This window comes from Hyphomonas sp. BRH_c22, assembly GCF_000961795.1.
Classification (GTDB): Bacteria; Pseudomonadota; Alphaproteobacteria; order Caulobacterales; family Hyphomonadaceae; genus Hyphomonas.
Genome location: NZ_LADU01000076.1, coordinates 1 through 26,016, shown reverse-complemented (window position 1 = coordinate 26,016; position 26,016 = coordinate 1). Strand labels below are relative to the sequence as shown.

Below are 26,016 nucleotides of genomic sequence, written 5' to 3'. Positions count from 1 at the left end.
CGCAGCCGCTCCAATCCCCGCCTTGGCGAGCGTGCCGCCCGCGACCGTTCCGGCGGCGACACCGGCGGCTGTGCCGATGGCGGCACCAGCCCCAAGCTGTGGTGCGCCGGAGACGAGGCCCGTCGCGATCCCAGGCCCGAACAGGCCGAGCGCGAGAAGGGAGAGCGATCCGAGGATGACGGAAGCTGCCTGTTCAAGCGTCACCTCATCCGGCTGGAAGGTCGATGTGATCGATCCGAAGATGGTCGAGCCGATGCCGACAATGATCGCCAGCACCATGAGCTTGATGCCGGACGCGATGACGTTACCGAGCACTTTTTCGGCGAGGAACGAGGTCTTGTTCCAGAGCGCGAACGGGATCAGCACGAACCCGGCCAGCGTCGTCAGCTTGAACTCAATTATTGTCATGAAGAGCTGGATCGCCAGGAAGAAGAACGCCAGCAGCGTGATGATCCAGGCGAGGAACAGAACCGCGATGATGACAATGTTCTGGAAGAAGGCGATCGGGCCTGTGAGCTTTTCGATTTCGTCAAGCAGGGGCAGCGCCGCATCGAAACCCGTCGCCGCGACGAAGCCGGGTTTCATGATATCGTCAGCGGTGATCGTGCCGCCGGTGGCATTGAGGCCGAGCTGCGCAAAGCTCATGAACACGACGTCCGACAGGAGCGCGAAATTGCCGAGGATCAGCGCGAAGGCGCCGACATAAAGGACCTTCTTCACGAACCGGCCGACAATGTCGGTATCGGGGCCCATTGCCCAGAAAAGTCCGGCGAGCGTGATGTCAATCGCGATGAGGGCGCTTGTCAGGAATGCTACGTCCGGCTGCAGGAGACCGAACCCGCTATCGATGTAAGCCGAGAAGGTCGCAACAAACTGGTCGATGACGCTGAGGTCTTCCATGGCGCTAATCGCGCCTGTAGGCGACGCCGTCGCCGCGGAAGCGTTTGTGACGAATGCGGGCCTGTTCCTCGATGGCCGCCCGGCGGGATTCTTCGAGCGCCACCATCCGGTATTGCGCCGCCATCAATTGCTGCATCTGCATCTGTTGCTCGACCGAGAGGGCAATGAGCTGGTTGCCGGCCTGGGCGACCGACAGGTTCCCGGTCGCGGCCTGGCTCTCACCGACAAGATCCGTCAGGGTCTCGCGGGACTCCACAATCGAAGTCACGATCCCGGACTGGACCTGGATCGACGCCCGGAAGGCATCGCGGCTGATCCGCCACTGATCGGTGGCCTCCACCACGATCTCCGCATTGGAGCGGTCTTCATAGGATTCCGGAAAGGCCTCTTCATACTGGCGTTCGGATTTTTCGACCTCATAGGTCACCTCGCCCGCTTCACGCATCAGCGTGTCGATGCGCTCAAGCAGGCGTTTCAAATGCTCGATCGATGCATAGTCGAGCCGCTTCAGATCCTCGGCCTGGTTCACCAGCATCTGCGCTTCGTGCTGGAGCTGCTGGATCTGGTTATTGATCTGCTCGAGCGTGTTGGTGGCGGTCACGATGTTCTGGACGAGGTTCGTCGGATCGATCACGACATCGCCGACGCCGAACAGGGCATGGGCTGGCCCCGCAGCCAAGCCGAATACAGAAACGGACCCAAGAAGAACGGCGATCATTCGGCGGCGCATGGTATCTCTCCTCTTGTTTCGATCAGGTCTGCGGCCCAATGGATCCCGCGCGCGTCCAGCCAGGCCGGCGCGAAGCCCTCCGGACCAACTGAAGCAAGAGTTTCGGAGATCAGCTTCTGGTCGGCCTTCGAGCCCGCCGCGCAGAAGGCGAGGGCGACGGGGCCGAGGTCGAGATCGAACAGGCGGTTCCCATCCGGACATTGAACATAATAGTCCCGCTTCGGCGTGGCTCGCGCGATCAGTTCGACCTGGCGGGCGTTCAGCCCGAACGCTTCATACGCCGCCCGCTGCGAGGGCTCCTCCGCCCGCGCATTGGCGAGAAAGATCCGGGTCGGCGCGCTTTCGATGAGGCTTGGCGCGATCGCGCTTGCCGAAATGTCCGACAGGCTCTGCGTCGCGAACACGACGGACACGTTCTTCTTGCGAAGTGTCTTCAGCCAGTCGCGCAGCCGCCACGCGAACATCGGATGGTCGAGGAAGAGCCAGGCTTCGTCGAGGATCAGCATTGTCGGCCGCCCGTCGAACCGGGCCTCGAGCTTCGTGAACAGATGCGCCAGAACCGGCGCTGCCAGACGCTTGTCCTGCATCAGCGCGTCCATTTCGAAGCAGAGCATGTCGCCTGAAGCCAAACGATCCTCATCGGCGTCGAGCAGGGCGCCATAGGGCCCGGCCAGCGAATAGGGTTCGAGAGCCTGCCGGAGCTCCGGCACCTGGATGAGGGCGGACAGCCCGGTCAGCGTGCGCTGGGAGACGGGGGCTGCCCCGAGGTTTTGCAGTGCCGTCCAGACGGCCTGCTTCACCTCCGGCGTCACCGCGACGCCTTCCTGATCAATCAGTCCGAGCACCCAGGCTTGCGCTGCAGCAAGCCCCGTTTCGCTACCCACATCCCGCAGCGGCTGGAAGGCGAGGTCGCCGTCAAGACCGAGCTCGTACCAAGTGCCGCCAAGGGCGAGCGTCGCGCAGCGCGCCGAGCCACCCTTGTCGAAGATGAATACCTGCGCACCGGCATAACGGCGGAACTGCAAGGCCAGGAGCGACAGGAGCACCGACTTGCCGGCGCCGGTCGGTCCCAAGACCATCATGTGCCCGACATCGCCCTGATGCGTGACCAGTCGGAACGGTGTCGCACTGGCCGAGCGCGCAATCAGGAGTGGAGGACCGTCTAGGTGTGCGTTGCGCTCTGGTCCGGCCCAAAGCGCCGAGAGCGGCGCCATGTGGGCAAGATTGATCGTATTGAGCAGGGGTTGGCGGACATTGGCGTAGGCCTCGCCCGGCAGCGTCCCGAGCCAGGCTTCAACGGCGTTGACGCTTTCGGAGACACAGGTGAACCCGCGCCCCCGGATCACGCGCTCAACAGCGCGGATCTGGTCTTCAGCAATCGCGGTATCCGCATGCCGGACAACAATCGCCGTCGTGAAGTATCCGAACGCGACATGACCTGCGCCGAGTGACTGAAGGGCCTCGTCAGCATCGGCGGCCTGGTTGTCGGCGTCGGAGTTGAGGAGCGTGGCTGGCTCATTGGTGAGGATTTCGCGGACGTAAGAGGTGAGCGACCGGCGCTTCGCAAACCAGTTGCGCATATAGGCACCCAGCGTCTTCTCGGCCGCAGGCTTGTCGAGGGGCAGGAACCGCGTCACCCATCGATAGGCAAAGCCAAGCTGGTCGAGCTCTGACAGGATCCCCGGCTCGCCGGCTGCCGGGAACCCGTTGATCGTGAGGATTTTCAGCGTCTCCTCGCCAAGACGGGGCGAGAGTCCGCCCGTCAGCGGTGTATCGACCAGGAGCGCATCGAGGCACATCGGTAGGGACGGTGCCCGCACGGTCTGACGCGTGACCGAGATGCAGGCGTGGAGATAAGTCAGTGTCTCGTCATCATCCAGGAACCGCGCCTCCGGCATCAAGTCCGCCATCATGTCCCGCGCCCGTGACGTTTCGGTTTCGAAATGGGCAAGGTGCTCGGTCCAGAACGCAGCGGGTGCGTCTGCCGGATCGTCGATGAAGAGCTGCTCGATCCGGGCTGTCCGGTCCGCTGGTGGCATCCAGGTCAGCGTCAGGTAGCAATCCGTTTCGAAATGCCGTCCGTCTTCCTCGAAGGCCGCCCGGCGTTCCTCATCGACCAGCCAGGCTGCCGGGTCGCGCCAGGTGCTTTCGGGATAGGTGACGGACGGCCTGCGATCGGCTTCGATATGCAGCGCCCAACCCGAGCCGAACCGGCGGAGGAGATTGTTCATCCGTGCGGTGATGGCGACGAGTTCTTCCGGAGTGGAACTTTCAAGGTCAGGCCCGCGATAGGCGAGGGTGCGCTGGAGGCTGCCATCCTTATTAAGGACAATCCCGGGGGCGATGAGGCAGGCCCATTTGAGATGATCGGCGAGCGCGGCCGGACGGGCACGGTATTCTCGAAGATTCAGCATGCGTAATAGCCTCTGTGGCGGATGTGCCGGATCAGCACGTCGGTAAATTGGGGATCACGCCTTGCGGCGAAGACGCAGAGACCGTGGGCCACGGTCCAGAAGATGAGCCCCACGCCCCAGAGCTGCAGGCCGATGCCGAGGGCTGCCGCCAGCGTGCCATTGACGATGGTCGCAAGCCTTGGCGCACCTGCGAGCAGGATCGGCGCCGTCAGCGAGCGATGGACCGACACACTATAACCAAGCGGCAGGGGACGCATGTCAGCCATTAGAGCGTTGCCCCGCCGCCGAACGAGAAGAAGGACAGGAAGAAGCTCGTCGCGGCAAAGGCGATGGAAAGACCGAACACGATCTGCAACAGCTTCCGCATGCCGCCCCCGCTTTCGCCGAAGGCGAGACCGAGACCGGTCAGGATGATGACGATCGTCGCGAGGATCTTGGCGACCGGGCCCTCGATGGAGTCGAGGATCGATTGCAGCGGGGCCTCCCAGGGCATGCCGGAGCCTGCAGCATGGGCGGGGAAGGCGAGTGTGGCGACCAGCAGGGTGAGGCTGATGCCCTTGATCATGTCTCTTTTCATTGAGGTGGTGTCCTTTCTGGAGCGGTGGAGAGAAGGGGTTCTGAAAAGGGCAGGCTCGGCAGGACGAGCTGCAGGTCCGGCTGGACGGGGATCAGGTCATAGCCCTGACGCCCGAGCCCGTTCATGCGCGCGACCGTTTCGACCCGGTGCGCACCGGCCCGACGCGTGATGTAGACGACGCAATCGATCGTCTCGGCGATGAGATCGTGCGGCACTTGGGCCGAAGTCTCGCCGATCAGTTGTTCGAGGCGGGAGAGGCCGCCATGGGCCGAGTTTGCATGCAGGGTGGCGATGCCGCCCGGATGGCCGGTATTCCAGGCCTTCAGCATGTCGAGTGCCTCGGCGCCGCGGACTTCGCCGATAATGATCCGGTCGGGACGCAGGCGCAGGGTCGAGCGGACAAGGTCTGCGAGCGTCACCGATCCCGGCTGGGTCCGCAGTTGCACCGTATCGCGCGCCGTCGAAACAAGTTCGCGCGTGTCTTCGAGGATGACCAGCCGGTCGCCGGTCAGGGCGATTTCGGCAAGGAGGGCATTGGCGAGTGTTGTCTTGCCGGAGCCTGTGCCGCCGATCACGAGAATGTTCTCGCGGTCCCGCACGGCCTGCTGCAAGGCTTCGGCGTGATGAGGTGCCATGACGCCGGAGGCGACATACTCACCCAAAGCAATCACCCGCCCGGCAGGCTTGCGGATCGAGAAACAGGGCCCGGGCGATACGGGCGGCAGAACGCCTTCGAACCGTTCCCCGCCCAAAGGCAGCTCAGCCGACACGATGGGCGAGGCTGCATCGACCCGGCGGCCCATATGGCTGGCAACCAGCCGGATCACGCGTTCAGTATCGGCAGGTAAAACAACGGATCCGGACTCGGTCCGGCCAGACCCATGCCGTTCGACCCAGAGCCTGCCATCGGGATTGATCATGATCTCGACGACGGACGGATCCTCCAGCGCCGCCACGATCTCGGTTCCCAGCGCTGTCACCAGCATGGCGCGGGTGCGTGTCAGACTCTCAACCTCACGCATCGGCCGGCTCCCCATTCAAATGCTCAGGGTGGGTTTCAAGGCTCGCCGCTTCCGCCGTCACGTCTTCGACGGCGTTCTGCAGAATGCGTTGGCCTGACCTGAGCGCTTCTGCGACCTGCCGCACGAAGAGGTCAAACCGCATGTCGCCCTTGGCCCGCGCGGCCTCGACCTGGTTGGCAGGCACCGGCGGGGTCACCGTCAGGAAATAATGAACGAAGGTTGCAAGGGTTTCGGCAAGGACGAGATTGTCCCGCTCGATCCGCCCGAACTGGCGCGTCAGCCGGTCGAGCCGGCGATTGATCGCGGCTTCGCGCTTATTGTCGGACTCGCCTGCTCGGTAGGCCGTAACAGCCCCGTCGATGATTGTGCTTTCTGACAGGCCCGGGCGTTTCGCCATGGCCTTCAGCCAGTGAAAATTCTCTGGCGAGATATAGGGCTGGATGCGGGGCTTCATTGGCCATTCCCCGTCAGATCAATGCCAGTCGCCTGTTCGAGGCTGTCGGCCTGCACAAGCGCATCGAAGAGGCTGGCCTGCAGGGGATTGCGCGCCCGTGTCCGAGACCTGCCAGGTTTCGAAGGCGACGTGAGCCGTGCCCGATCTTCAGCAGCATCGCGGGCCTTCTGAGGTCCAAGGCCATCAGTATCGGGTTCAAGCTCGGCAGCCTGCATGAGGCCTTCATGGATCCCGCGAACTTCGGACCCCCAGTCATTGCCCCGCACGTCCGGAATGCAGGCCGCGAAGGCAGGGGCGTCTTTGAGACGTTCAGTAAAGTTCTGGTCCTCGTAATAGCGGAGCTTCAGCGCCCGCACAGGCGGGGAGCCTGCGACAAGGACAAGTTCCTGGTCTGCGGGCAGCTGCATGACTTCGCCGGGCGTCAGCAGCTGGCGGGCGGTCTCCTGACGCGAGACCATCTTGTGCGAGAGCCAGGGCGCGAGCCGGTGGCCGGCATAGTTCTTCATGGCCCGCTGTTCGGTCTTTGTCCCGAGCGCGTCGGAAATCCGCTTGGCTGTGCGTTCGTCATTCGTCGCGAACGCCACCCTGACATGGCAATTGTCGAGGATCGCATTCGAGGGGCCATAGGCCTTCTCGATCTGGTTCAGAGACTGCGCGATCAGGAAGGCTTTCAGCCCATAACCCGCCATGTAGGCCAGCGCGCTCTCGAAGAAGTCGAGCCGGCCAAGGGCAGGGAACTCGTCCAGCATGAACAGGACACGCCGACGGGATTTTGGTTCGGCTAGAGCAAGCTCAGGCGAGACGAGCCCGCATGCCCCGAGCATATTCGCGATAAGCGACTTGCCACGCGCCAAGACCGACGGGCGCACTTCGAGATGTTCGGTCAGGCGCCGGCCCACCTGGTTCAGGATAAGGCGCATCAGCGGTTTTGTGCGGGACAGGTCAGAGGGCGGCACGACCAGGTAGAGCGACAGCGGCCGGTCACCGGACACAAGGTCCTCGATCCGGAAATCGCTCCGCGAGGTGACTTCCGCAATAACCGGGTCGCGATAGAGCGACAGGAACCGCAAAGCCGTCGACAATACGCCGGAGAGTTCGTTCTCGGACTGGTTCATCAGCTCGCGCGCCGTCTCGGCGACCACGGGATGCACGCGCGGCGCCTCGCCTGTGCCGAGATGATTGGTCCGAAGCATGATCGACAAGGTCGTGCGGAACGTCCGGTCGGGATCGGCGAGGAAGCTTGCTACCCGCGCCAGCGTCTTCTCCCGCTCGGCATAAAGGACGTGCAGGATGACGCCAACAAGCAGCGAGTTGGCCTTGTCGACCCAGTGCCCGAGATCGCCGAGCTTGCCCTGCGGGTCCACGAGGATATCGGCAATGTTCTGGACGTCCCGCACTTCGCAAGGACCACGCCGCACTTCCATCAGGGGATTGAAATGAGCCGAGGCCACGTCGGTCGGGTCGAACCGCAAACAGTGGGAGAACTCAGACCGCCAGCCGGATGTCAGCTGCCAGTTCTCACCTTTTATGTCGTGCACCAGCACAGAATGCGGCCAGGAGAGCAGGGTGGGCACGACAAGCCCGACGCCCTTGCCGGACCGCGTCGGGGCAAACGCCATAACATGGTCGGGGCCGTCATGGCGGAGGTAGGATCCTGATGCCTGACCCAGGAACACGCCTGCAGGCTTCAGCAGGCCGGACTTGCGCAAATCCTTGCCTTCCGCCCAGCGCGCAGAGCCAAACGTCGAGACTCGCTTATCCCAGCGTGCGCGAAGGATCGACCCGGTCACCGCAATCACGATCGCAGCAACCCCTCCAGACCCGGCAATCAGCCCGCCCCGGTCAAATACATCCGGCGCATAAGCATCGAACGAGTACCACCAGCCGAAAAAGGCCCACGGCACATAGACCGGCATGTCCAGAATGACGAAGAGCGGCTCACCCAGCCGCGGCGACCAGCGGAGCGACCAGGCCGTCCACTCCGTCGCGCACCACAGTGCCGTGAGGACAACAGCCAAGACGAGGAGGATCTGCCAGAAGAGGTTCGTGCCATGTTTCATGACACAGAACCTGACCAATCAGCCCCTCAGTCTCCAGAGAGGAAATTGGGGGAAATATGTGGGGTATTCTGAAGGTTTGGGAACAGCCAAGTGGCGAGCGGGAAGTTCCGGGAAGAATCCGCCGGCGGAATTATCTTCCATTCCAACATCGAGTAGCTGCCGTTACATTACTCCACCTCGCTTTTTAACCCAGGTGCTCATGCATCAAGTATGGATGTGCCGTAGGAATTATCTACCACAGAGAGCCAGCAGCTCTCAGCCGATCTGCGGAAAACATAGGTCGCCCTCCGAACGATAGGTTTGTCTTGTCCTTCGACATCAAGAAGCGTTTCCATGATGACCAGCGCAGTATCTGCACCTTCGATCACCTCAATCCGTCCCTGCCTGACCTTCAGTTGATTTTTGAGGTGCTCCGCAATGGCCTCAAAAGCTGTTCGCATCTGATCTTTGTCGGTTGCGTTCATTCCTGGCTTTACGACCAACGTCGCATCTTCGGCATAGAATTCCATCAAGCTATCGAAGTCCATCTGCGGTGATGGCCTTATCTGCGGCTTTGATCATCGTCTTCAGTTCATGATCGGACATGTTCGTCCCCTTGCAGCCCCGGAGACAGAACAGAGAAACCCGCCTCTAGAGCGGGTTTCTCTCACTGGACGACTAGCGTGCGCTCCCGTCAATCAATGATGAGCGAGAATAATCGAAAGACTAGATTTGAAACGCTTGCCCATGCCTGGCATGCGAGCGGCAGAGCTTCAATCGACTTCTCTGAGTTTGCTTCGTCTGCAAAGCGGTCAGTCGACAATTGTGAGCAACATAACCGATTTTCACTCTCATCCAGCGGCGCCCAAATGTCGTTGCCTCGGGCATAGACCGAGACTCGGCGAGACTCCACTGGTTCGATCTGATTTGTCAGAACTATGTGTCCGCTTAAATAGGCGGACGCTTATCGACCGCCACATCGCAACACATTCACGATCTCCGCGCGTGTCGCAAAGGCACCCAGACCGAACGCTTCCCTAGCAAGAGGGGCATGACTTGGAAGATCGGATGTTCTGGTCGTCGGCTTTGCTTATGGCTTAGCTTCGTCTTCGGAATCAGCTGAAATGGGGTCTGTAGGCGGTGACTTCGGTGCAGGAAGTTGAAACTGAGTTCTAAGTTTTGCCGCCCAATCGACAGCCATCATTTCGCCGGAATCTTCGAGAGCGGAGATAGCGTTTACTACTTGGTCCTTGGTCTGTGACGACGACTTGCTAAGGGCTTTCGAAAGGTCCTTTGCCTGCGCTTGCAGAAATCCTCGGGCGGAATCCGATCTGCTCTCAATAAGGGGAAGAACCAGCTTTTCGAATAGCCGGTCAGTAGATTTGGAGAAATCCAACGTCATCGCAAAATCATGGAAGATGCGGAAAAAATCTTGGGCTCCTTGCGAGGTGACGACGCACTCCTCCAATGAGGTGACGAAATCGTCTCTGACTCTTTGTCTCGATGCAGGGGCGATCTCCATCGGAACGTGACTGAAAAGCTTTTCTGAGACTTTGACGCTCACTTCCCCTTCAAGTACACCTGTCAAAAATGACAGCAATGCCGGGCGAAGTGACGAAACGGGAATATCGAACCCGTTTTCTTGCACTTGGAAGGCTAAATGACCCAAGGCAACTTCATCATTGTTCAGCACATTTTTCCATGACGATTCGTCCAGATTGGAAAAATACTTTCGGATTTCTTCGGATATCGGATTCCACCCACCCACTTCAAAATCTTTGGCATCGTGAAGCAGCGAAACAGGAATGAGAAGTATTTTTACATCCCTATGCTGATCGATGATTTCCCCAGCTGAATCCGCCAGACGCGATAGGAGTTTTTTGCGGTCGTTGTCAGATAGAATGTCGGCAAGGGAAGGGTAAAGCTGTACGATTTTTTCAATGTCAAAGGTGACGGCATCGTCCGACATCAAGGCGGTCAAAAAGGTCTTCGTGTATATGCCGGAATTTCCTTCGCGTGAAGTTTCTTCTGCCCAGCGTGTTATCAGTCCGGTGGTGACTACACGTTTAGAAATACAGCCTATGTATTCTTCATCTGTAGCGAGCTCTCCGCTTGCTTTATCAAGCGATGCCCATGCTGCGGCAAGATCACCCATCTCGTGGGGGTTGGGTCTGTTACTCCTAATTTGTTCAGAGGTACGAGTTAGCGTCATTAAGAAATGGTAGAGCGCCGCAGTCTTGCTTTTTCCTTTCTGCTCAGCCTGATGGCGATGCCATGCCAATGTTCCATCGTCACAAAGCGATCCGATTAAGCCGTCCGTCTCAGGATATTTATCCCTAAGTGCGAGGAGTAGTTCCGCGTAGCGCTCGAGATACAGTGAAGGATCGGGCTTGGTGCGGAGCTCTTGCGCAATTGCTTCTCCAATCTGTTTCGTGGCATCAATCGTTATGGCGGGCGATTTCGCAGAAACAATTCGAGTAATGGCTCCGGGGAGTTTGACAGATAGATTCACTGCTCCCTTGTCCAAACCCGGCTGATCCACGTCGGCTTTGAAGTCACTGAATTCGATAAGTTCCGAGTCTGCCGTCCCAAGCAGCACTCCCAGCATGAACTCAGTCATTTGTTTTGGCGGTTTGGGGAACTCGACTGCAGCAACAAATTCCTGTAATTCAGCTTTCGTGAGGCGTGTATTCAGTTCTTCGACAAACACGTCAAAGAGTTCAAACCATTCTGTGCCATGTTGCTGCTTCAAATCATCGCCGCTCGGAAAGTTGGACGTGCTCCACTTGGTAAGAAGACGAGCGGTCTCCTTGGGATTGTCGTTCGAGGGCTCCCCAATGAAGTGTGCCAACCCTTGATAGCTATCGAATTTACCCGGCTCCGCTTGTCTGAGGTCTTCCAACGAAATGCGCAGTTCTCGCCAGCAAAGCCTTATGGCTTCAGATTCTTGATTGAGCGAACGAAGCGCAGTTGCGACATTTGCTAACCGGTCAACATTGTCCCGACTCCAGGAACCTGAAATGGACCGGACTTGAGATACGACCGCATTGTTGAAAATGGCTGTCTTTGCATATTCATCGAGTTGCCCGACGTCAGCAATTTCCAATGCTTTTCGGATGCTCGGGCCGAGTAATACCTGTGCTGCCTTGTCGAGATCTACATTGAAAACAAGAGCAGAAAGATGTTTTTGCCAGTCTGTTTGGTCGACAATCCGGACATAGGAGCTCGGGATGGAATCTGGCCGAATGAGTGATTGAGGATTGCTCTCAATTCCTGTGCGAAACAAGCTGTAAAGCGCAAGGCTCTCAATGGGTATCGCACCTTTCCATTGGTTCCATAATGTACCAATGGAATTTATGAATGAGATAATTTGGCGAGGCGTGGGATACTTATTTGACCCACGGCATTGTTCGTCGAAAAGTGCAAATAGCTTGTATCGCGCTGAGGCCGACACTGACCGCTTGGTCTGTTCTTCACCGCCAAATAGCTCATTGAGCTTGGAGTAGAAAAATCCTTCCCAATCCGTTGAGACGGGCGGTGAAACTCCGATAGTTATATCAAATGTCTTCGCGATTAGTTCTGCTGCTGGCGCACTTCGATGTTCGATATCTGGTTGATGTGACACCAGTCCGTCAGCATTTTCCGAGAATGTAACAGGAGCAAATTTTGTTGTGGCCTGAGCGACCAAATCTGCGTCGTAGGGCACAATGGCCGTCACTGACGTTTCCTGCTTGCATCCATATGGGCTCGAAATGGCAAAAACTGATCGCAGTTCAGCCCATATACCAACAATCCTTTCCGCAGGTAGTCGATCAATATTGTCAAATACAATAACGATACGGTTGTCTTTGGACTGAGCCTTCTCAAGGATGTCGCGGAAAATTTTCTGAAACTCGAGTGAGGAAGGATCCTCTTCGCGTATGTTCTGCTTTTCAGTACGATCTTCAACCTGATTCCTGAATATGGAGATAGTCGAAGAAGCGGCTTGCCCCCAGGTCTTTTGCTGGAAGAGTTTTGCAATGACGAACCGCAGAATAAGTAGTCCGTAAATCGCAATCGAAATGTATGCCGCAACCTTCCAGCCGACAGGTGGAACTGGGAGTGTCAGAAATTTTGTGCCGGGGTCATAGTGATGGAAAGAAAGGACGCATCACATGGCAATCGAGAAAGAACTCCTGGACCAGCTGCTTTCAGGACGTGATCCTGAGGAGATTTTTTCAAAGGATGGTCTCCTGGATGATCTGAAGAAGGCGCTGTCGGAGCGCATTCTGAACGCGGAGCTGGACGAGCATCTTGGCGAGGAGCGCTCTGAGGGGCGGGTCAACCGGCGCAATGGCGTATCGAAGAAGACGGTTTTGACGGGCACTTCGAAGGTGACCCTGGACATTCCGCGCGACCGGTCGGGCACCTTCGATCCGAAGCTGATCGCCCGGTATCAGCGCCGGTTTCCTGATTTCGACGAGAAGATCATCTCAATGTACGCGCGCGGCATGAGCGTGCGCGAGATCCGGGGCCATCTGGAGGAACTATACGGGATCGACGTCTCTGCCGACCTGATCTCGACGATCACCGATGCGGTTCTGGAGGCTGTCGCCGAATGGCAGAACCGCCCGCTCGATGCCTGCTATCCCCTGGTCTTTTTCGACGCGATCCGGGTCAAGATCCGGGATGAAGGCTTTGTGCGCAGCAAGGCGGTTTACATCGCGCTCGGTATCCTGCCGGACGGAACCAAGGAAATCCTCGGCATCTGGATCGAGCAGACCGAGGGGGCAAAGTTCTGGCTCAGGGTCATGAACGAGCTGAAAAATCGGGGTGTCGGCGATATCCTGATTGCCGTCGTCGACGGGCTGAAGGGCTTCCCCGAGGCCATCAATGCAGTCTTTCCGCAAACTGTCGTGCAAACCTGCATCGTTCACCTGATCAGGAACTCGATGGGCTTTGCATCCTGGAAAGACCGCAAGGCCATCGCCCAGTCCCTGCGGGGTGTGTATCGCGCCACAAATGCAGAGGCAGGCCTGGTCGCCCTGGAAGCCTTCGAAGAAGGGCCCTGGGGGCAGAAATACCCTGCCATTGCGCAAAGCTGGCGACGCCATTGGGAACAGGTGATCCCGTTCTTTGCCTTCAGTGAGCCGATCCGCCGGATCATTTATACGACCAATGCGATCGAGGCACTGAACTCAAAGCTCCGGCGCGCTGTTCGCACGCGCGGTCACTTCCCGAGTGACGAGGCGGCCATGAAGCTGCTATACTTAGTCCTCAATCACGCTGCCCAGGAATGGAAACGGGCCCCGCGTGAATGGTTCGAGGCAAAGACCCAGTTCGCTGTCATCTTCGGTGACAGGTTCGTGGTCTGATAATGAAAAAGGCCACGAGCACAAAATTTAGGACAGTCCCGTGGAACTTTCGCATTCACCGCCGCAGAAAACGCAATCGGACTTAGCCACGTCACGATAACAGGAAACATTGGTGCCAAAAGTAAGAGTACCGCACCCGTCAGGGAGAACCTTCGTTCAACATCGTACCGGACAGTCTTTACGCGGTCTCGTATCCGATCCTGAAAATCCGACACATCTTGTTTCGACAACAGAGTCTTACTGCTATTATTCTTTCGCCGAGCACTGGCCCACTGCAATAGTTCTTCAAGAAATGATCGTTTGAACACGTCCGATTGGTGTGCCCATAAATCATAGCACATAAGGTGGTGCGTTAGTCCCTTCGTATTGGACGCTTCCAGTTCTGTTTCCGCGAATCTGATGACAGTTGACTTGCCGGCGCCCCATTTTCCTTCCAATCCGATCGCACCATCGCGATTGGCCATTTGTTTGACTGCGGCCGCCAGAGCAGTTGCAGACCGACGATGCCCATTGCCTTCAAAGCCATCTTCCTCTGCAGGAGAGTCATGCAGAATGATCGCCTCCGGCAGGTTTGAAGCCACCTCTTGATCTTGATCGCTTTTCATCACTTATGTTTGCCCTGCTTGCAAATTGTCAGCCTAATTGTTGCCGTTATGTTCCAGTTCGGTGGCGGGCTCAACCCATTGTTGCAAAACATCCCCAAGAATGGTGAACGCTGAATCGGGATATGAATCAGAAATGCAGCCTGGAGCCTGTCAGCCATAGAGTGAAACCAGCCCGCCCCGGTCCAGAAGATGCTCTGCTCCCAATAAACTGGATCGTTTTCGGTTAGAGTTTCCGGTATTCTTGACCCAGGCTGGGCGGAGACGACACGATGCGAGCATCGAAGTTCACGGACGCGCAAAAGGCGTTCATCATCAAGCAGGGTGAAGCCGGGATTCCGGTGGCAGAGATCTGTCGAAAGGCGGGGATCAGCCAGGCGACCTACTTCAACTGGAAGAAGCGCTATGGCGGTCTGATGCCGTCGGAGATGCGGCGGCTGAAAGAGCTGGAAGACGAGAATGCACGTCTGAAGCGGATTGTCGCCGACTTGTCCCTCGACAAGGAGATGCTGCAGGACGTCCTGAAACGAAAGACGTAAGGCCTGGTCGCAAGCGGGAGCTTGTCAAAGAGGCGGTTCAGGAATGGGGCATGTCGATCCGGAGGGCCTGCAGCAACCTGCTGCTCGACACGTCCACCTTCCACTACCGCTCTCGGCGACCCGATCAGGCCGCGTTGAAAGAGCGCATCAAGGATATCTGCGAGACACGCGTGCGGTACGGATACAGGCGCGTCCACGTCATGCTGAGACGGGAGGGATGGTTTGTGAACCAGAAGAAAGTTCGAAGACTTTACAACGAATTGGGCCTGCAACTGAGAAACAAACACCCGAAGCGAAAGGTCAGGGCCAAGCTCATCCGGGACCGAAAAGAGGCTGTATCGCCACTGGAAGTCTGGGCGATGGATTTTGTTCATGACCAGCTCGCGACCGGTCGTAAGTTCCGCATCCTGACGGTCGTCGACACATGGTCCAAGTATGTTCCTGCCATCGACGCGAGATACAGCTATCGCGGCGAAGATGTCGTTCAGACGATGGAGCGGATCTGCGCTCAGACTGGTTATCCAAAGATGATCCGCGTGGACCAGGGCTCGGAGTTCATCTCTCGCGATCTCGACCTTTGGGCCTACGCGAACGGCGTCACACTGGACTTCTCAAGGCCGGGAAAGCCGACGGATAACGCGTTTATAGAAGCGTTCAATGGTCGATTACGTGCCGAATGCCTGTCTGCAAACTGGTTCATGAGCCTGTCAGATGCGCGCGAAAAGCTGGAGTGTTGGCGTGGAGACTACAATACGGTAAGACCTCATAGCGCGATCGGAAACAAACCCCCGGCCGCACTGATCAATCACGCAGGCGTAACCAGTCCGCCATCGTGAAAAGGCCGGAAAACTCTAACCGGCAGTGGTCCAGACATGGGTCTCAGAGTAAAGAGCGAAAAACTCCAGCCCCGAATGAGGGCACGTTGGGGAGCAGTCCAACTGCGATTTCCGCTCTGACGTGAGATTCTTGATAATTAAATGCGAGCAAGTCGGTATCGGATTAAGTACGTGTTGCGATTCTTGCCGCGGTGCGAATATCTTCCACTTTTACATTTCGGGAAAGGAGTGATTGTCGCATTTCGTCGAATATCGGGGCGTCGCCCTTCTTATCGCTCAGTGTAAGGACTGCAGTAAATGGAACCCCTTCGTCGGGAAAGGCTTCGCCCGCACGTGTTAGGTAATTGATCTTCATCCGCCAACTTGATGACTTGCCTCTACCCTTGGGTATGTGGAGCTTCCAAGCCTTTACGGGACTCCATTTTAGAACGTGTTCAATTTGCTTTGCCTCAAACATCGGGTCATCATCAGTTTTTCCTGGTAGATAGATAGGTTCCATTTGTCCCTTCCAGCTGACGGTTCCATCTGAGGTAATTTGTTCTTGCTGGAGGCTCGCAGATAAATCAACTCGAACAAATTCCGCGCCGTACCGGCGGTCTAACGGGGGTGTGGAAACTAATGTTAAGGCCGCATCTCCGCGACACTTTCCGCTAGGCCCTACCAGTGAAGCCGGCCACGTGAAATCAAACACGACTTGTTGCTCACGCATAAGGCGGCTTGCGAACACTAATGTGATTTGGTTTTCTTGGCCTTCCAGAATGGTATGAGAATCAGCCGGGATGCCAAATCCAACAAGGTCGCGAGCTACTGTTGCAAGTGATTTGTGATTGAGAATTTGCGGAAGTTGGGCACTATGAAGAAGCAAAGCCACAAGTGTTTCACGGGAGACATCTCCTTCAATCTGGTGGTCAAGCAGTGCTAACGTCTTAGCGACTTGCGGCGCTGCGTAACTTGTACCGCATCCCGTCGTCAGGGAGCCGTCTGGTAGGAGAGATCGTAAGCCCAGCCCGTTGATCGGGCACGACGTTCCTGATCCACCTACTTGCGCAACGTCAGGCTTCACTGCGGCTCTTATTCCTGGACCTCTTCTTGAGTATCTTGCGGGCGCGCCCGCTACGACGTTAGTTAAATGTGGTGGGTTAACCGCGGCGACCGTAACCGACCGGACGGACTCGGCGGGAACCCAAATCCCGTCGTTTCTAGAAGTTGCTAGATCGGCGAGGGCGATTTCGCGATCGATATTCCATTCAGGGCGAGTGTCAGGATCATCTGCATTCCCTGCCGAGATTACGAACAGAACATCATTGTCTTCGGATACCTGATCGATCTTTTCTGCAATGAGGCTGTAAGAGTCTAGTGCAACCGGATTTTCTACGTTCAGGCTCAGATTGAAAATCCGCACCCCGTGTTTTGCTTTGGCGTCTGCCACAGCCATTTCGATTTCGTCGAAGAACTCCAATGCGCCGTTTGGATAGTAGGTTTGGAATGCATCAGCGACATGCTCGCTTGGCAGAACGCGTATGTCGACGATTTCTGCGCCATCGTCCTCGACGCAGATCGTGTTCGAATTCGCAGATTTACCCGCAATGACAATGCCGCCAATAAATGTGCCGTGTTCTACGTCTGTGTCTTCGTCGGCCAATGTATCCCAGCGATCCAAGACCCAGTCACTGAGGCAATCCGCGACCCCCCCGTCAACGATTCCGATTCTTGGGTATTTTTGGCCGATTATTCTTTCGGGCATGAAGAAAAGCTGAGTTTGAGAAAGTCCCTGTCTTCGGATAGGACCATGAACTGATGGTGTGTCTGTACGACGAACTATAGGTGGGAGCGCAATTGACCGCACCAGCGGATGGTTGTCCAAGAACTTCAATAACATCGCATGTTTTGATATATCTTGGCTAATATCACCAGCTGCCCGGGCTGTTCTCGACTGCGATACGGATGAAAGAAAGGCGAGCGTTGGGCCGGCATCTTGGTTGGAAAGCCGAATGCCAACGTTGGATGCTCGAGGTCTGGCTGAATCTAGTCGGCTCGCCACCAATCCGCTGAACTGTGGCATTGATAATCCAGAGACAAAAGATTGATAAAGTTGCTGTTCATCTCGTGGCAAACTATCCCACAATGGGCGGGCTGGAGGATACTCAAAGAGTTCTACGATGTAGCTTCCGCCTGTTCGTTTGTCCGCCAGCCAGATTACAGCAGTTTCAACGTCGAACTTACGTCGATCAGTGCTCGAATATAGGGAAACTTTTTCGATCGCTCCAACTTCACTGCGAAGGCGTGAGGGAGCAGGGATGACTTTTTGCTTTTCTTCGTCAAACTTACTTTGTCCGATGTCTTCGGCATCGTTTACCAGCGAAGCAATCGTTCGCAGAGCTGCTGGTCTTGCCTTGACTAGAATAGTCCCTAAATCCTGTCCCCCGATTGTTGGGCACAGAGTGGGTGTAAACAGTTTCTGGATGGGCCGATGGCCTTTGGCCAAAGCTCGACGGCGCAGCTCAACTTTGACTATTCCAACTGAACCGGCATCCTGGCGCGAAATCGAATCAGATATAGAGTTAATCTGTGCGCGTAATATGCTCTTGTGCCTTTTGAATCCTGCATCGTTGTTCCAATAGAAATCAGTCGACGGGCCTCCTCCGCCGCGGTCTCGATCAGTCTGAAAATCTCTGTCATTGAGGATGATTTGGATCGGCCTAGACAATTTCTAATTCGTCTCCTGTGTCCAACTTCTGTAATTGGCGACTGATCGTTGATTTGTCTCGACCAACCATTTCCCCCAATTCGTCGTTGGAAAGGCGCAGGGTACTTTCAGTCTTGAGGGCCTTCAGCATCTGTGGGGTGCCCGAGAAGAGCAGTTCACGTCTTTCACCGCTTATACGTGCACTGTTGAGAGTCGCGAAACGCTGAAGCATTTCAATTAAGGGGATCGGTTCACCTGCGCTGAGCGCAATAGATTTCTTGTACGTGCGAACCAGCGTTTCAATTTCGGCTCCAGTTGCTCCTTCGGTGAACCACGCAATGAGTCTAAGATGAGAATCGGGAACTGCGAGCGGAGTAATAAATCTGCTTGCAATACGCTTTCGGACTTCGAAAGATGGAGAAGGTACCTCCAATTGAATTTCAAACCGCCGCCAAATAGCAGGGTCTAGCAAATTGGGATGATTGGTTATTCCAACCGTAAGTCCGCGATTACCTCGAATGTCTAGATTTTGAAGGAGAGCGTTCACGACGCGCTTGATCTCACCCACTTCCTGAGGGTCATCTCTCAGTTTCGCAATGGAATCAAATTCGTCCAGAAGCAGAACGCATTGGTACCGGTTTGCGAATGTGAAGAGGTTGCCGATGTTTCGAGCCGTCGTTCCAAGGAAAGAGGATATCAGCCCATCAATGCGGGCGACGACTATTGGCAGGCCTAGCGTCTTCGCGAACGACTTCGCGAGTTCCGTTTTGCCGGTTCCAGGTGCTCCATATAAAAGACAAGTCTGGGCAGGCTGAATATCAACGGCCTGCAGTTCCTTCCAGTGCGCCCACTCTTCGATAGTTGTATCTATCGCCAATTGGATATGCTCAGAGAAAATAGGGGCGCAATTCGTAATGTCCTCTGCAAAGATGATCTCTGCTAGAGCTGCTGACGTCTCGCGATCGACCGGAGGTTTGACAGAGCGTGTCATCGGCTCGCCGGCTCCGGCAGAAAACGAGCGAGAAACTTTAGTGGGCAGGATTTCAACCGTCTTATCCACGCGCGACAGCAATTGAGCGAGGCGAGCTGCCTCCCTTGTATTGCCGTCAGCAGCTAATTCGTCCCGCAGTCGCTCGACCTGCTTGCGCAATGCCGGTGTCGGGCTCGCGAGAGCCGAGCGACATAGGGCATGGATTATTGTGAAGTGCTCCATCATGTTCTCCTGATGCGAGGATGATGTATTTCGATGCATTATACAATCAAAAAGATGCAATATTTTGCTTAATGATGCATTAATTTTCTCGATCGGTGTGTTTCCTGTTATAGCCGTGTCCCAATCCAAACTGTGTCGGGCCCGTTGGTGATGACGTTCATGAGCAGTGAGCGGGTGGCATGCTCCAGCATGTCGCTTTTGCGGGCCACGCGGTATGATGTAGAATTCAGCGGTCATCTAACGGGTGATATGTTGTATTGCCGTATCGTCTGGGCGGGGCACCACTCGGTGGCGCAAGGCTGCATCTGCCCCCCCTTCCAATATTAGTCTCCAATCCCACGCCCCAACGCCCACGAAATCCGCCCCCCGCGCACAACACCCGACACCGCCATCCCGCGCCGCTGTTCCAGCACCTGCCGCCACGGCACAATCGTAAAATCCCGCTGACGCTCAATGACCGCAAACTTACCGCTCACCCGCGTCACTGGCTCGCGGTAAGTCCCGTCGACATGACCTCGCTCCGGTGCCGGCGAATACGGCTTACCGATCTCTTTGCTTAATATTCTTCCCGCCTGCGCAAGATCGCGCTTCAGCAGCTCTGTTTTCTGTGTCGCAGACAAGCCAATGCCAGCCTCAGCCTTTAGTCCAATCCCCGCCAAGAAGGCCCGCCTCTTCATCTTCGCCTCAGCCACGTCTTTCCCGTATCCGCGCGGCACGCCTGAAGGGGCAGGGGCCTCGTCCAACCAAGTCACACCCAGCGCCGTTTCCTGCTCTCTCAGGCCCAGCTCCGAGCGAACCAACACCTGCGCCGCCCGGAACCGCGCTTGTACCCGCTCATACGCTCTCGCGCGGTCCAGATAGTCCGGCGGAATTTTCCAGTCCGCATCGGCGGTCCGCTCGACATGACCGGAGCGCCGCAATGCTTCCAGCCTTCGCACGTGGGCCTCAACAAATTCCGGACTGGATCGCGGATTATCGGCCTGGTGGAGGCTGGCAGAATATGTGCCGCCATTCGCTCGCGCGATCCGCTCGATCGTGATGTCAGATGGCTTCGGTTCAAGGTTCGGCGGAGATACGGTGACGATCGCCCCGCGTTTCACTTCCTCGACTTCTCCCGCGGCACCCAGCTCCACAAACACCGCGCGTCCATCCAGACCGTCGATGACCGCATAGGCGCGATCATGCGCTTCACCCGTCAGACCCGTCTGCAAGACAGCACCCGTCACGCTCCGACCGTCCGGATCAGACTTGTCAAAAATCACATCGGTATCGAAACGTCGGTCGCTGCGCCCGGCGAGCGCGCGGTTCATCGTCTTGATGATGTCGTGGCGCTCGGCAAGCCCCCGCAGAACCTCGCGGAAATTCTCCCGCATCTGCCAGCGTCCCGCACCGAGCTTCTGCGCAAGTCCGAGCCGCTCCAGCGTTCTCAAACGTGCAGCATGCAAAGTACGATACTGTGAGGGACTATCCTTCAATCGGAACTCGTGTTCGGGGCTGACTTGCCGCGCGATGAAGTGGTCGATCTTTGTGACGCGTTCGGCAGCGATATCCGACTGAAGTTTGCGCTCCTGCTCGAGCCGGGTTTCCGGGCCAAGCTCAAGTGTCACCAGGTCCTCGGCGCGTTCCCGGATCCCATGCGAAATATACGTCCGCGGCATGACAAGATCAGAGCCATCCTCGCGCCGTCCCCGGATGACCAGATGCGCATGCGGCCGACCCGTATCATGGTGCACCGCGCCCACCCATTCGAGCCGCGTACCAAGGTCAGTTTCCATCTGCGAAACCAGGTCACGAACGAAGGGTTTGAGGTCCGCCATTTCGGCGCCGTCTTCGGGCGAGACGATGAACCGGAAATGATGCCGGTCATCGGTGATGGATTTGACCAGATCGGACGCGTTTGCATCCTCGCTCATGGCGTCAAAAAGCTTCCCGCGATCCTTCTCCTCAAGCGCGGCGTCTCTTCGGATGTATCCGATATGCGCGGCAAGTGCTGCCACGCTCGAAGCCGACATGCGCACAATGCGCGCCTTGACGATCACGCGCCTCTGGCCGTCTCGTGGACCGAGACGCGGCCGGGCGGGCAGGGCGGTCCGGCGAACACCGCCAGCCGAAGACAGCGCCTTCGTCATCCGCGTCAAGTAGGTCTTTGCCCGCCCCCCTGATCCGGTGGAGCGAATCCTGCCAGGTCTGGGGGTGAAGGGATTGTCCGGCGGCGTACTCATTCTGGCTCATCCGGTGGGAAACAGGCCAGATTAAGGGCATGGAACCATGCTAATCTGTTGTCGTTATTGAGGTCTCCATCAGACCACAGAGCTGCGTGCCTGTCTGTGGAACCATAAAAATCGATGTGCAGACAAGGGACTGGCCCCTGATTGGCTCCATGAGGTTTTATCTTGCATTCCGATCTTCCCTCGAATTCCTCACTGAACGCCTCGCTATGCTGCTCCAGAACATCCCCCATCCACACGGCACTACCGATAATGTCGCTCTCCCGAACGGGCCCGAAATACCGCCCGTCAAAGGAGTCCGGTGTACGATCAGAAAGGAGCAGCATCTCATTTGGCTGAAGCTGCCTGCAGGCCGTCCAGGGAGACGGCAGGGCGCGTCCCCTGTTATCAGCGGATAGCAAGCGAACAGTTGGTGTGCCGTTGATGAATAAGACACCGTCGACCGCACAAACCATATCCCCTTCGAGCGCCCGGACGGTCTTGATGACGGGGATGCCCGACGCAAGATAGCGCCTCTGGATCGCGAGTTTGGACGCCGTTTCCGGCAGGTTCGAAACAACCAGATCACCCCGCGAAATAACCTCCATAGGTTCAACACGGTACCACCCAAGCGGAGCACTTTGGCTCGGATTATAAAGCAGGAGCGGCGGTAAAACCCCGGTCGCCGGAACGCCAATCAATACCACTCCGATCACAGAAATGCCGCTCCAAAATACTGCGCGAAGCCTCATGAATTGCCCCACCCATAGTTCGAAAACTGCGGCAGAATTTCGATCGAGATTGTCATGAAATCGATCCTTCGTGTGTCGAATTCACCCGCCATTGTTTGATCCTCGCGAGCAATTCCACACCTTCGAATACGCATTCAGATCATCGACATGATAGACGACCGTGCCGCCATGTTTCCGGTATTGTGGTCCATTGTTCGACCAGCGCCAGTTCTCCATCGTGCGTACCGTGATGCGCAGATAGGCAGCCGCCTCTTTCGTCGTCAGGAAAGGACTTGGACGTCCTTTTACCTCGTTCATTCCCCGTGCCCCGTCTTGCCGGACACAGATCAATGTGGCGGCTTCAACAGGTTCGAGAAATCAAAAGAAGATTCTAATTGGGAGTCACGAAGATATTCGGCTTCGCGGCGATACCCTGCTTAACCATGCGCAGAGCGCATGCCTTCGGGAGGGTATATATGCCCATCAATCGAGCGATAAAAACATGCCAGAAGCCGCCCCGGAATGATCTCCGGAGCGGCCAGTTTGGCGATACGCGTGGACCCTAGTCCCTTGGATTCCAGAGGATTACGTGGCGGCCTTTCTTGCCCTTGACCGGTGCGAGGTTTGCGTAGATGCGGCGCGGGCCGATTTGCGGATCTGCGAGGGTCAGGGAGACGTATTCGCGGCCGGACGATTTGGCCTTGCGCATCCAACCACCGCCGATTTCGGTCGAGGTCTCGCCGGCGAAGATACGGTAGTCCGGCTGGGCTTCTTCGGCTTTTTCCGCGTTCTTTTCGATGCGGATAGTGGCGCTGAGGTTCATCATTGCGAGGGCGCCTTCGAAGCCGGATTTGGTTTCGCTGACATATCCGAGTGCGTTTGCCATGGGGGTCTCCTTTTCGTTTCCGTGGCTGTCTTCGAGGGACACCATGTCCCCGTCGACGCCGGACCGAAAGGGCGATGCGGGGCGGGCCTGAACCTGCAAGGGCGCAGCAGAGCGGAGCACCGGAAAGGCCAAGCGAATTTGTCTCGCGAGGAGCCGCAAAGCGGCGGGGAAATTCGTGGGACTGACCGGTTTCAGGAGCGTTTTGCGTCGTCCAGGTCACACGGCAATAGACGGGAACATTGTGTCTTTCGGGGCAAGCGGAAGGGCGGAACAGGCCGCTTTGGCAATCGTACCCGGAGGCCAGAGGAACCCCACAGACGGGCGCATATTATAAGGGCGCACGTGCCATGATCTGCCCCGCGCGCGTCCACTGCCATCCGGTAGAAGCATGAGGAAAAGCCGCCCGGCATACTGCCGGACGGCTTCCGCTTTCACGAACAAGGGAGACCGCAAACTGTCAGGCGGCGTCCTGAGCTGCGGCAGGCTGGTCTTCGGGTGAAACTTCCTCTTCATCTGACGTGAACAGGCGGGCGATCCGGGCCCATGCATCTGCTGGCGGCGACCCCGCAGCCTCGACAAGGCGTCTCGGCGGCACCTGCATCCAGCCGGGACGCCAGCCCGGATTGGCCTCGCACCCTTCGCCTGCGATCCGGTTCCAGATCAGGTCCTTCTGGGCTTTGCCCGTGTCGGTTAGGGCCGCTTTCGCCGTGGAGGGTGATGCGATGTCTGCGACCATGGCATTGATGGCGCGCTTGTCGCGGACGAGGTCAAGGAAGACAGGTGTCGGCTTCCAGTAGGCGGCCATGTCTGTCTCGGTCGCGACAGCGACGGCTTCAACGATTGCACCGCCCGCTTCCAGAGTGTCAGCCATCACAAGGGCGAGGACGCTCAGGGCCTCTGTGTCGTCCATTCCGAGCAGCGCTGCAAAGACTTCGCTGAGGTGATAGTCATCGCCATTCGCACGCAGGGATGCCAGCCCATGGGCTTCGAACAGGCTGCGGACATGATCTCCGGCCGCGTTCATCTCGGCTGTGGCGCGGGAGCCATCCACGCTCGCCTGAATGTCTTCCTTTCGGGCGAGGAAGTCGTGCCGCCTGACGGTCCATAGGGAGGACCCGACCATGGCGTGAGCGATCATCAGCCGGAGAGCGATTCCAGGGTGACCCAGTAATGTGGCGCGCGCCGCGCCATGGCGGTGAAGGCCGATATATTGTGCGAGCGGTCCTGACATTTCAGGCTTGGTATCGGCAGCTTTCTCATCGCTGTCCGGTCTTGCGCGCGTCTCAAGTTTGCGGGCTTCGGCTTGGGTGATGTAGCCCTCATGGAAGGTCACCGTGCCATCATGCCGGACTTCGACAATGACCTTGCCGCCCTTGGTGCGCGGGCGCTTCACATGCTCCCAGCTGGCAAAATACTTGCCGCGTTCGAGAACCTGCACGTCGCACCATCCGGCGGCGATATAGGTCTCGATTCTCGCCGCAAGTGCTGCCGATTGGGCTTTCCAGAACGCGTCGGCATCGGCGAACACACCTATCTCACCGAAGAGGTCAGCCGCCACTTTGCCTTCATAGGTGGCCAGATCAAACAGTGCCTTGTCGGTGGTGATCGTGGCCCCGCCCGTGATCCATGCCTTGCAGGCGCGGCCCATCGGCGCGCGCTCCGTTTCGCTCCTGAACAGGGCAAGCCAGTCTGCCTGCTGGTCCTTGGTGGCGAGGGTGAGGGCGCGGATCGTCTCCGGGTCGATCTCGTCCTTCGCATAGAGCGAACGGATCGGGCCGGAGAGATTGGCGAGCGCGAGAATGCGCCGGACTTTCAGGTCCGTGACTCCGAAATGCCCGGCAATCTCATCCACCGTCCGGCCTGTCTGGGCCAGTTTCCCGAACGCGTTGTACTGCTCCATTTCCGTGGCGGGCAGGCGGGCGACATTCTCGATGAGCGAGGCTTCGACGGCGGCTGCGTCGTCGTCTGCTTCCATGATCGCGCACGGGACCGCGATCGACTTGCCGGTCTCCGCTGCAATGACTTGCAGGGCATGGAAGCGCCGCCGCCCGGCGACAACGCCATAGCCATCACCTTCGGGGCGGACAAGAAGCGTCTGGCGGATACCCTTCTCCCGGATCGACGGCAGGATGTCTGAAACGTCAGGCGCCTTGCGTCCATGCCGCATGTTGAGCTTGCTGATATGGAGTTGCTCGATGGGGATCGTTTTCAGTACGGGCTGTGCCATGGGATTGTCCTCCTGTGCTGGCGGGTAAAGCGAAAGACCAAGCGCCCAAGCCGGGCCTTTCCAGTTGATCGGGGTGAAGGGGAAACCTTCTTCGTCGCGCACCGCGTGCCTGTCGGTTTCGCCCCAGTCATAGTCATTCAGGGTAATCAGCGGCGCGCGGCCATCGACCCAGATTTCGACGACGCGGGACGCCTCCACGACGAGTGTCAGGCGCGGGCGTGGACCGAGAATATGCTCCAGTGCGCTCATCCGCGTGACGCCTGTGCAGGCGCAGACGCCATCAGCCGCGTCAGGGCTGCGCGGCCCGCTGCCAAGGCGTCCGGGAGCAATTCGCCCGCGACTTCACTCAGATAGGCGTTGTCCGATCCCGGATAGTTGGCCTCTATACCCCAGAGGCTGGCGGCATTCTCGTCCAGTTCCACGCCTTCGCATTCAATGGCGAGCATGATCCCGCAATAGAACCATTCATCCTTGCGCCACGCGTCCATGACGGCTTCGGCCTCGGCCTGTGCTTTCTCCAGCCGCTCCCGGAAATTGTTTCCGGGTCCGATGAAGCCCGGATCATTGATATAGAGCGATGGCCAGAATCCGTCCTGGCG

Annotated in this window: 20 protein-coding genes and 1 pseudogene; 2 read left to right on the top strand and 19 right to left on the bottom strand. The window is 57.6% G+C overall.

Features of this window, described 5'->3' with window-relative positions:
- The 10 genes and pseudogenes from trbL to VR74_RS20840 form a co-directional block, all read right to left on the bottom strand.
- Positions 1-900: P-type conjugative transfer protein TrbL (gene trbL, locus VR74_RS10160; protein WP_045696433.1), on the bottom strand; the 900-nt coding region annotated here is incomplete at its 3' end.
- A 4-nt stretch (positions 901-904) separates the two neighbouring features.
- Positions 905-1,630 carry a P-type conjugative transfer protein TrbJ gene (trbJ, locus tag VR74_RS10155; RefSeq protein WP_045696432.1) on the bottom strand — a complete coding sequence of 242 codons (726 nt, stop codon included), beginning with the start codon at positions 1,628-1,630 and terminating at the stop codon, positions 905-907.
- Positions 1,615-4,044, bottom strand: a complete 2,430-nt coding sequence (gene trbE / locus VR74_RS10150) for a conjugal transfer protein TrbE (RefSeq protein ID WP_045696430.1) — start codon at positions 4,042-4,044, stop codon at positions 1,615-1,617. Before trbE ends, trbJ begins: the two co-directional genes overlap by 16 nt.
- The gene (locus VR74_RS10145) at positions 4,038-4,310 is read right to left on the bottom strand and encodes a VirB3 family type IV secretion system protein (protein ID WP_299950106.1); all 273 of its coding nucleotides are present in this window, start codon (positions 4,308-4,310) and stop codon (positions 4,038-4,040) included. The genes trbE and VR74_RS10145 overlap by 7 nt, the downstream gene beginning before the upstream one ends.
- Positions 4,310-4,609 (bottom strand): TrbC/VirB2 family protein, encoded by a 300-nt coding sequence (locus VR74_RS10140; protein WP_045696428.1) that lies wholly within the window; start codon positions 4,607-4,609, stop codon positions 4,310-4,312. Before VR74_RS10140 ends, VR74_RS10145 begins: the two co-directional genes overlap by 1 nt.
- Before the next feature lie 8 nt (positions 4,610-4,617).
- Positions 4,618-5,643, bottom strand: coding sequence for a P-type conjugative transfer ATPase TrbB (gene trbB, locus VR74_RS10135; protein WP_299950104.1), 1,026 nt, complete (start codon positions 5,641-5,643; stop codon positions 4,618-4,620).
- Positions 5,636-6,097 (bottom strand): hypothetical protein, encoded by a 462-nt coding sequence (locus tag VR74_RS10130; RefSeq protein ID WP_045696426.1) that lies wholly within the window; start codon positions 6,095-6,097, stop codon positions 5,636-5,638. The genes trbB and VR74_RS10130 overlap by 8 nt, the downstream gene beginning before the upstream one ends.
- Positions 6,094-8,157 (bottom strand): IncP-type conjugal transfer protein TraG, encoded by a 2,064-nt coding sequence (traG, locus tag VR74_RS10125; RefSeq protein ID WP_299950102.1) that lies wholly within the window; start codon positions 8,155-8,157, stop codon positions 6,094-6,096. The genes VR74_RS10130 and traG overlap by 4 nt, the downstream gene beginning before the upstream one ends.
- A 197-nt stretch (positions 8,158-8,354) precedes the next feature.
- Positions 8,355-8,742, bottom strand: a pseudogene (locus VR74_RS10120) (nuclear transport factor 2 family protein).
- 484 nt (positions 8,743-9,226) lie between these two features.
- Positions 9,227-12,058 (bottom strand): P-loop NTPase fold protein, encoded by a 2,832-nt coding sequence (locus tag VR74_RS20840; RefSeq protein ID WP_366462431.1) that lies wholly within the window; start codon positions 12,056-12,058, stop codon positions 9,227-9,229.
- A 232-nt stretch (positions 12,059-12,290) separates the two neighbouring features.
- Here VR74_RS20840 and VR74_RS10110 point away from each other — a divergent pair, with 232 nt between their 5' ends.
- A complete protein-coding gene (locus VR74_RS10110; RefSeq protein ID WP_045696422.1) occupies positions 12,291-13,490 on the top strand; it encodes an IS256 family transposase in 1,200 nt (399 codons plus the stop codon).
- Here VR74_RS10110 and VR74_RS20835 read toward each other — a convergent pair.
- On the bottom strand, positions 13,397-14,095 hold the full coding sequence (locus VR74_RS20835; RefSeq protein WP_299950098.1) for a P-loop NTPase fold protein: 699 nt from the start codon (positions 14,093-14,095) through the stop codon (positions 13,397-13,399). The two genes, VR74_RS10110 and VR74_RS20835, sit on opposite strands and share 94 nt — an antisense overlap.
- A gap of 269 nt (positions 14,096-14,364) precedes the next feature.
- Here VR74_RS20835 and VR74_RS10100 point away from each other — a divergent pair.
- A protein-coding gene (locus VR74_RS10100; RefSeq protein WP_155839853.1) for an IS3 family transposase occupies positions 14,365-15,467 on the top strand; the annotation gives its coding sequence in 2 pieces (ribosomal slippage) (positions 14,365-14,626 and positions 14,626-15,467; 1,104 coding nt in all).
- Positions 15,468-15,630: 163 nt separating this feature from the next.
- Here the strand turns inward: VR74_RS10100 and VR74_RS10095 are convergent.
- The 8 genes from VR74_RS10095 to VR74_RS10060 all read right to left on the bottom strand — a co-directional run.
- Entirely contained in the window at positions 15,631-18,174 is a 2,544-nt protein-coding gene (locus VR74_RS10095; protein ID WP_045696414.1) for a S8 family peptidase, read from the bottom strand.
- Complete coding sequence (locus VR74_RS10090; RefSeq protein WP_045696442.1) at positions 18,167-19,366, bottom strand: AAA family ATPase; 1,200 nt, start codon at positions 19,364-19,366, stop codon at positions 18,167-18,169. Before VR74_RS10090 ends, VR74_RS10095 begins: the two co-directional genes overlap by 8 nt.
- 323 nt (positions 19,367-19,689) lie before the next feature.
- A complete protein-coding gene (locus tag VR74_RS10085; protein ID WP_045696413.1) occupies positions 19,690-21,588 on the bottom strand; it encodes a DUF3363 domain-containing protein in 1,899 nt (632 codons plus the stop codon).
- Positions 21,585-22,325 carry a S26 family signal peptidase gene (locus tag VR74_RS10080; protein ID WP_299950094.1) on the bottom strand — a complete coding sequence of 247 codons (741 nt, stop codon included), beginning with the start codon at positions 22,323-22,325 and terminating at the stop codon, positions 21,585-21,587. The genes VR74_RS10085 and VR74_RS10080 overlap by 4 nt, the downstream gene beginning before the upstream one ends.
- Before the next feature lie 81 nt (positions 22,326-22,406).
- A complete protein-coding gene (locus tag VR74_RS10075) occupies positions 22,407-22,622 on the bottom strand; it encodes a helix-turn-helix domain-containing protein (protein ID WP_045696411.1) in 216 nt (71 codons plus the stop codon).
- 244 nt (positions 22,623-22,866) lie between these two features.
- Positions 22,867-23,190, bottom strand: coding sequence for a DUF736 domain-containing protein (locus tag VR74_RS10070; RefSeq protein ID WP_045696438.1), 324 nt, complete (start codon positions 23,188-23,190; stop codon positions 22,867-22,869).
- A 457-nt stretch (positions 23,191-23,647) separates the two neighbouring features.
- Positions 23,648-25,666 carry a ParB/RepB/Spo0J family partition protein gene (locus VR74_RS10065; RefSeq protein WP_299950092.1) on the bottom strand — a complete coding sequence of 673 codons (2,019 nt, stop codon included), beginning with the start codon at positions 25,664-25,666 and terminating at the stop codon, positions 23,648-23,650.
- The coding region (locus VR74_RS10060; protein WP_045696409.1) for a hypothetical protein at positions 25,663-26,016 on the bottom strand (354 nt) is incomplete at its 5' end. The genes VR74_RS10065 and VR74_RS10060, both read right to left, overlap by 4 nt.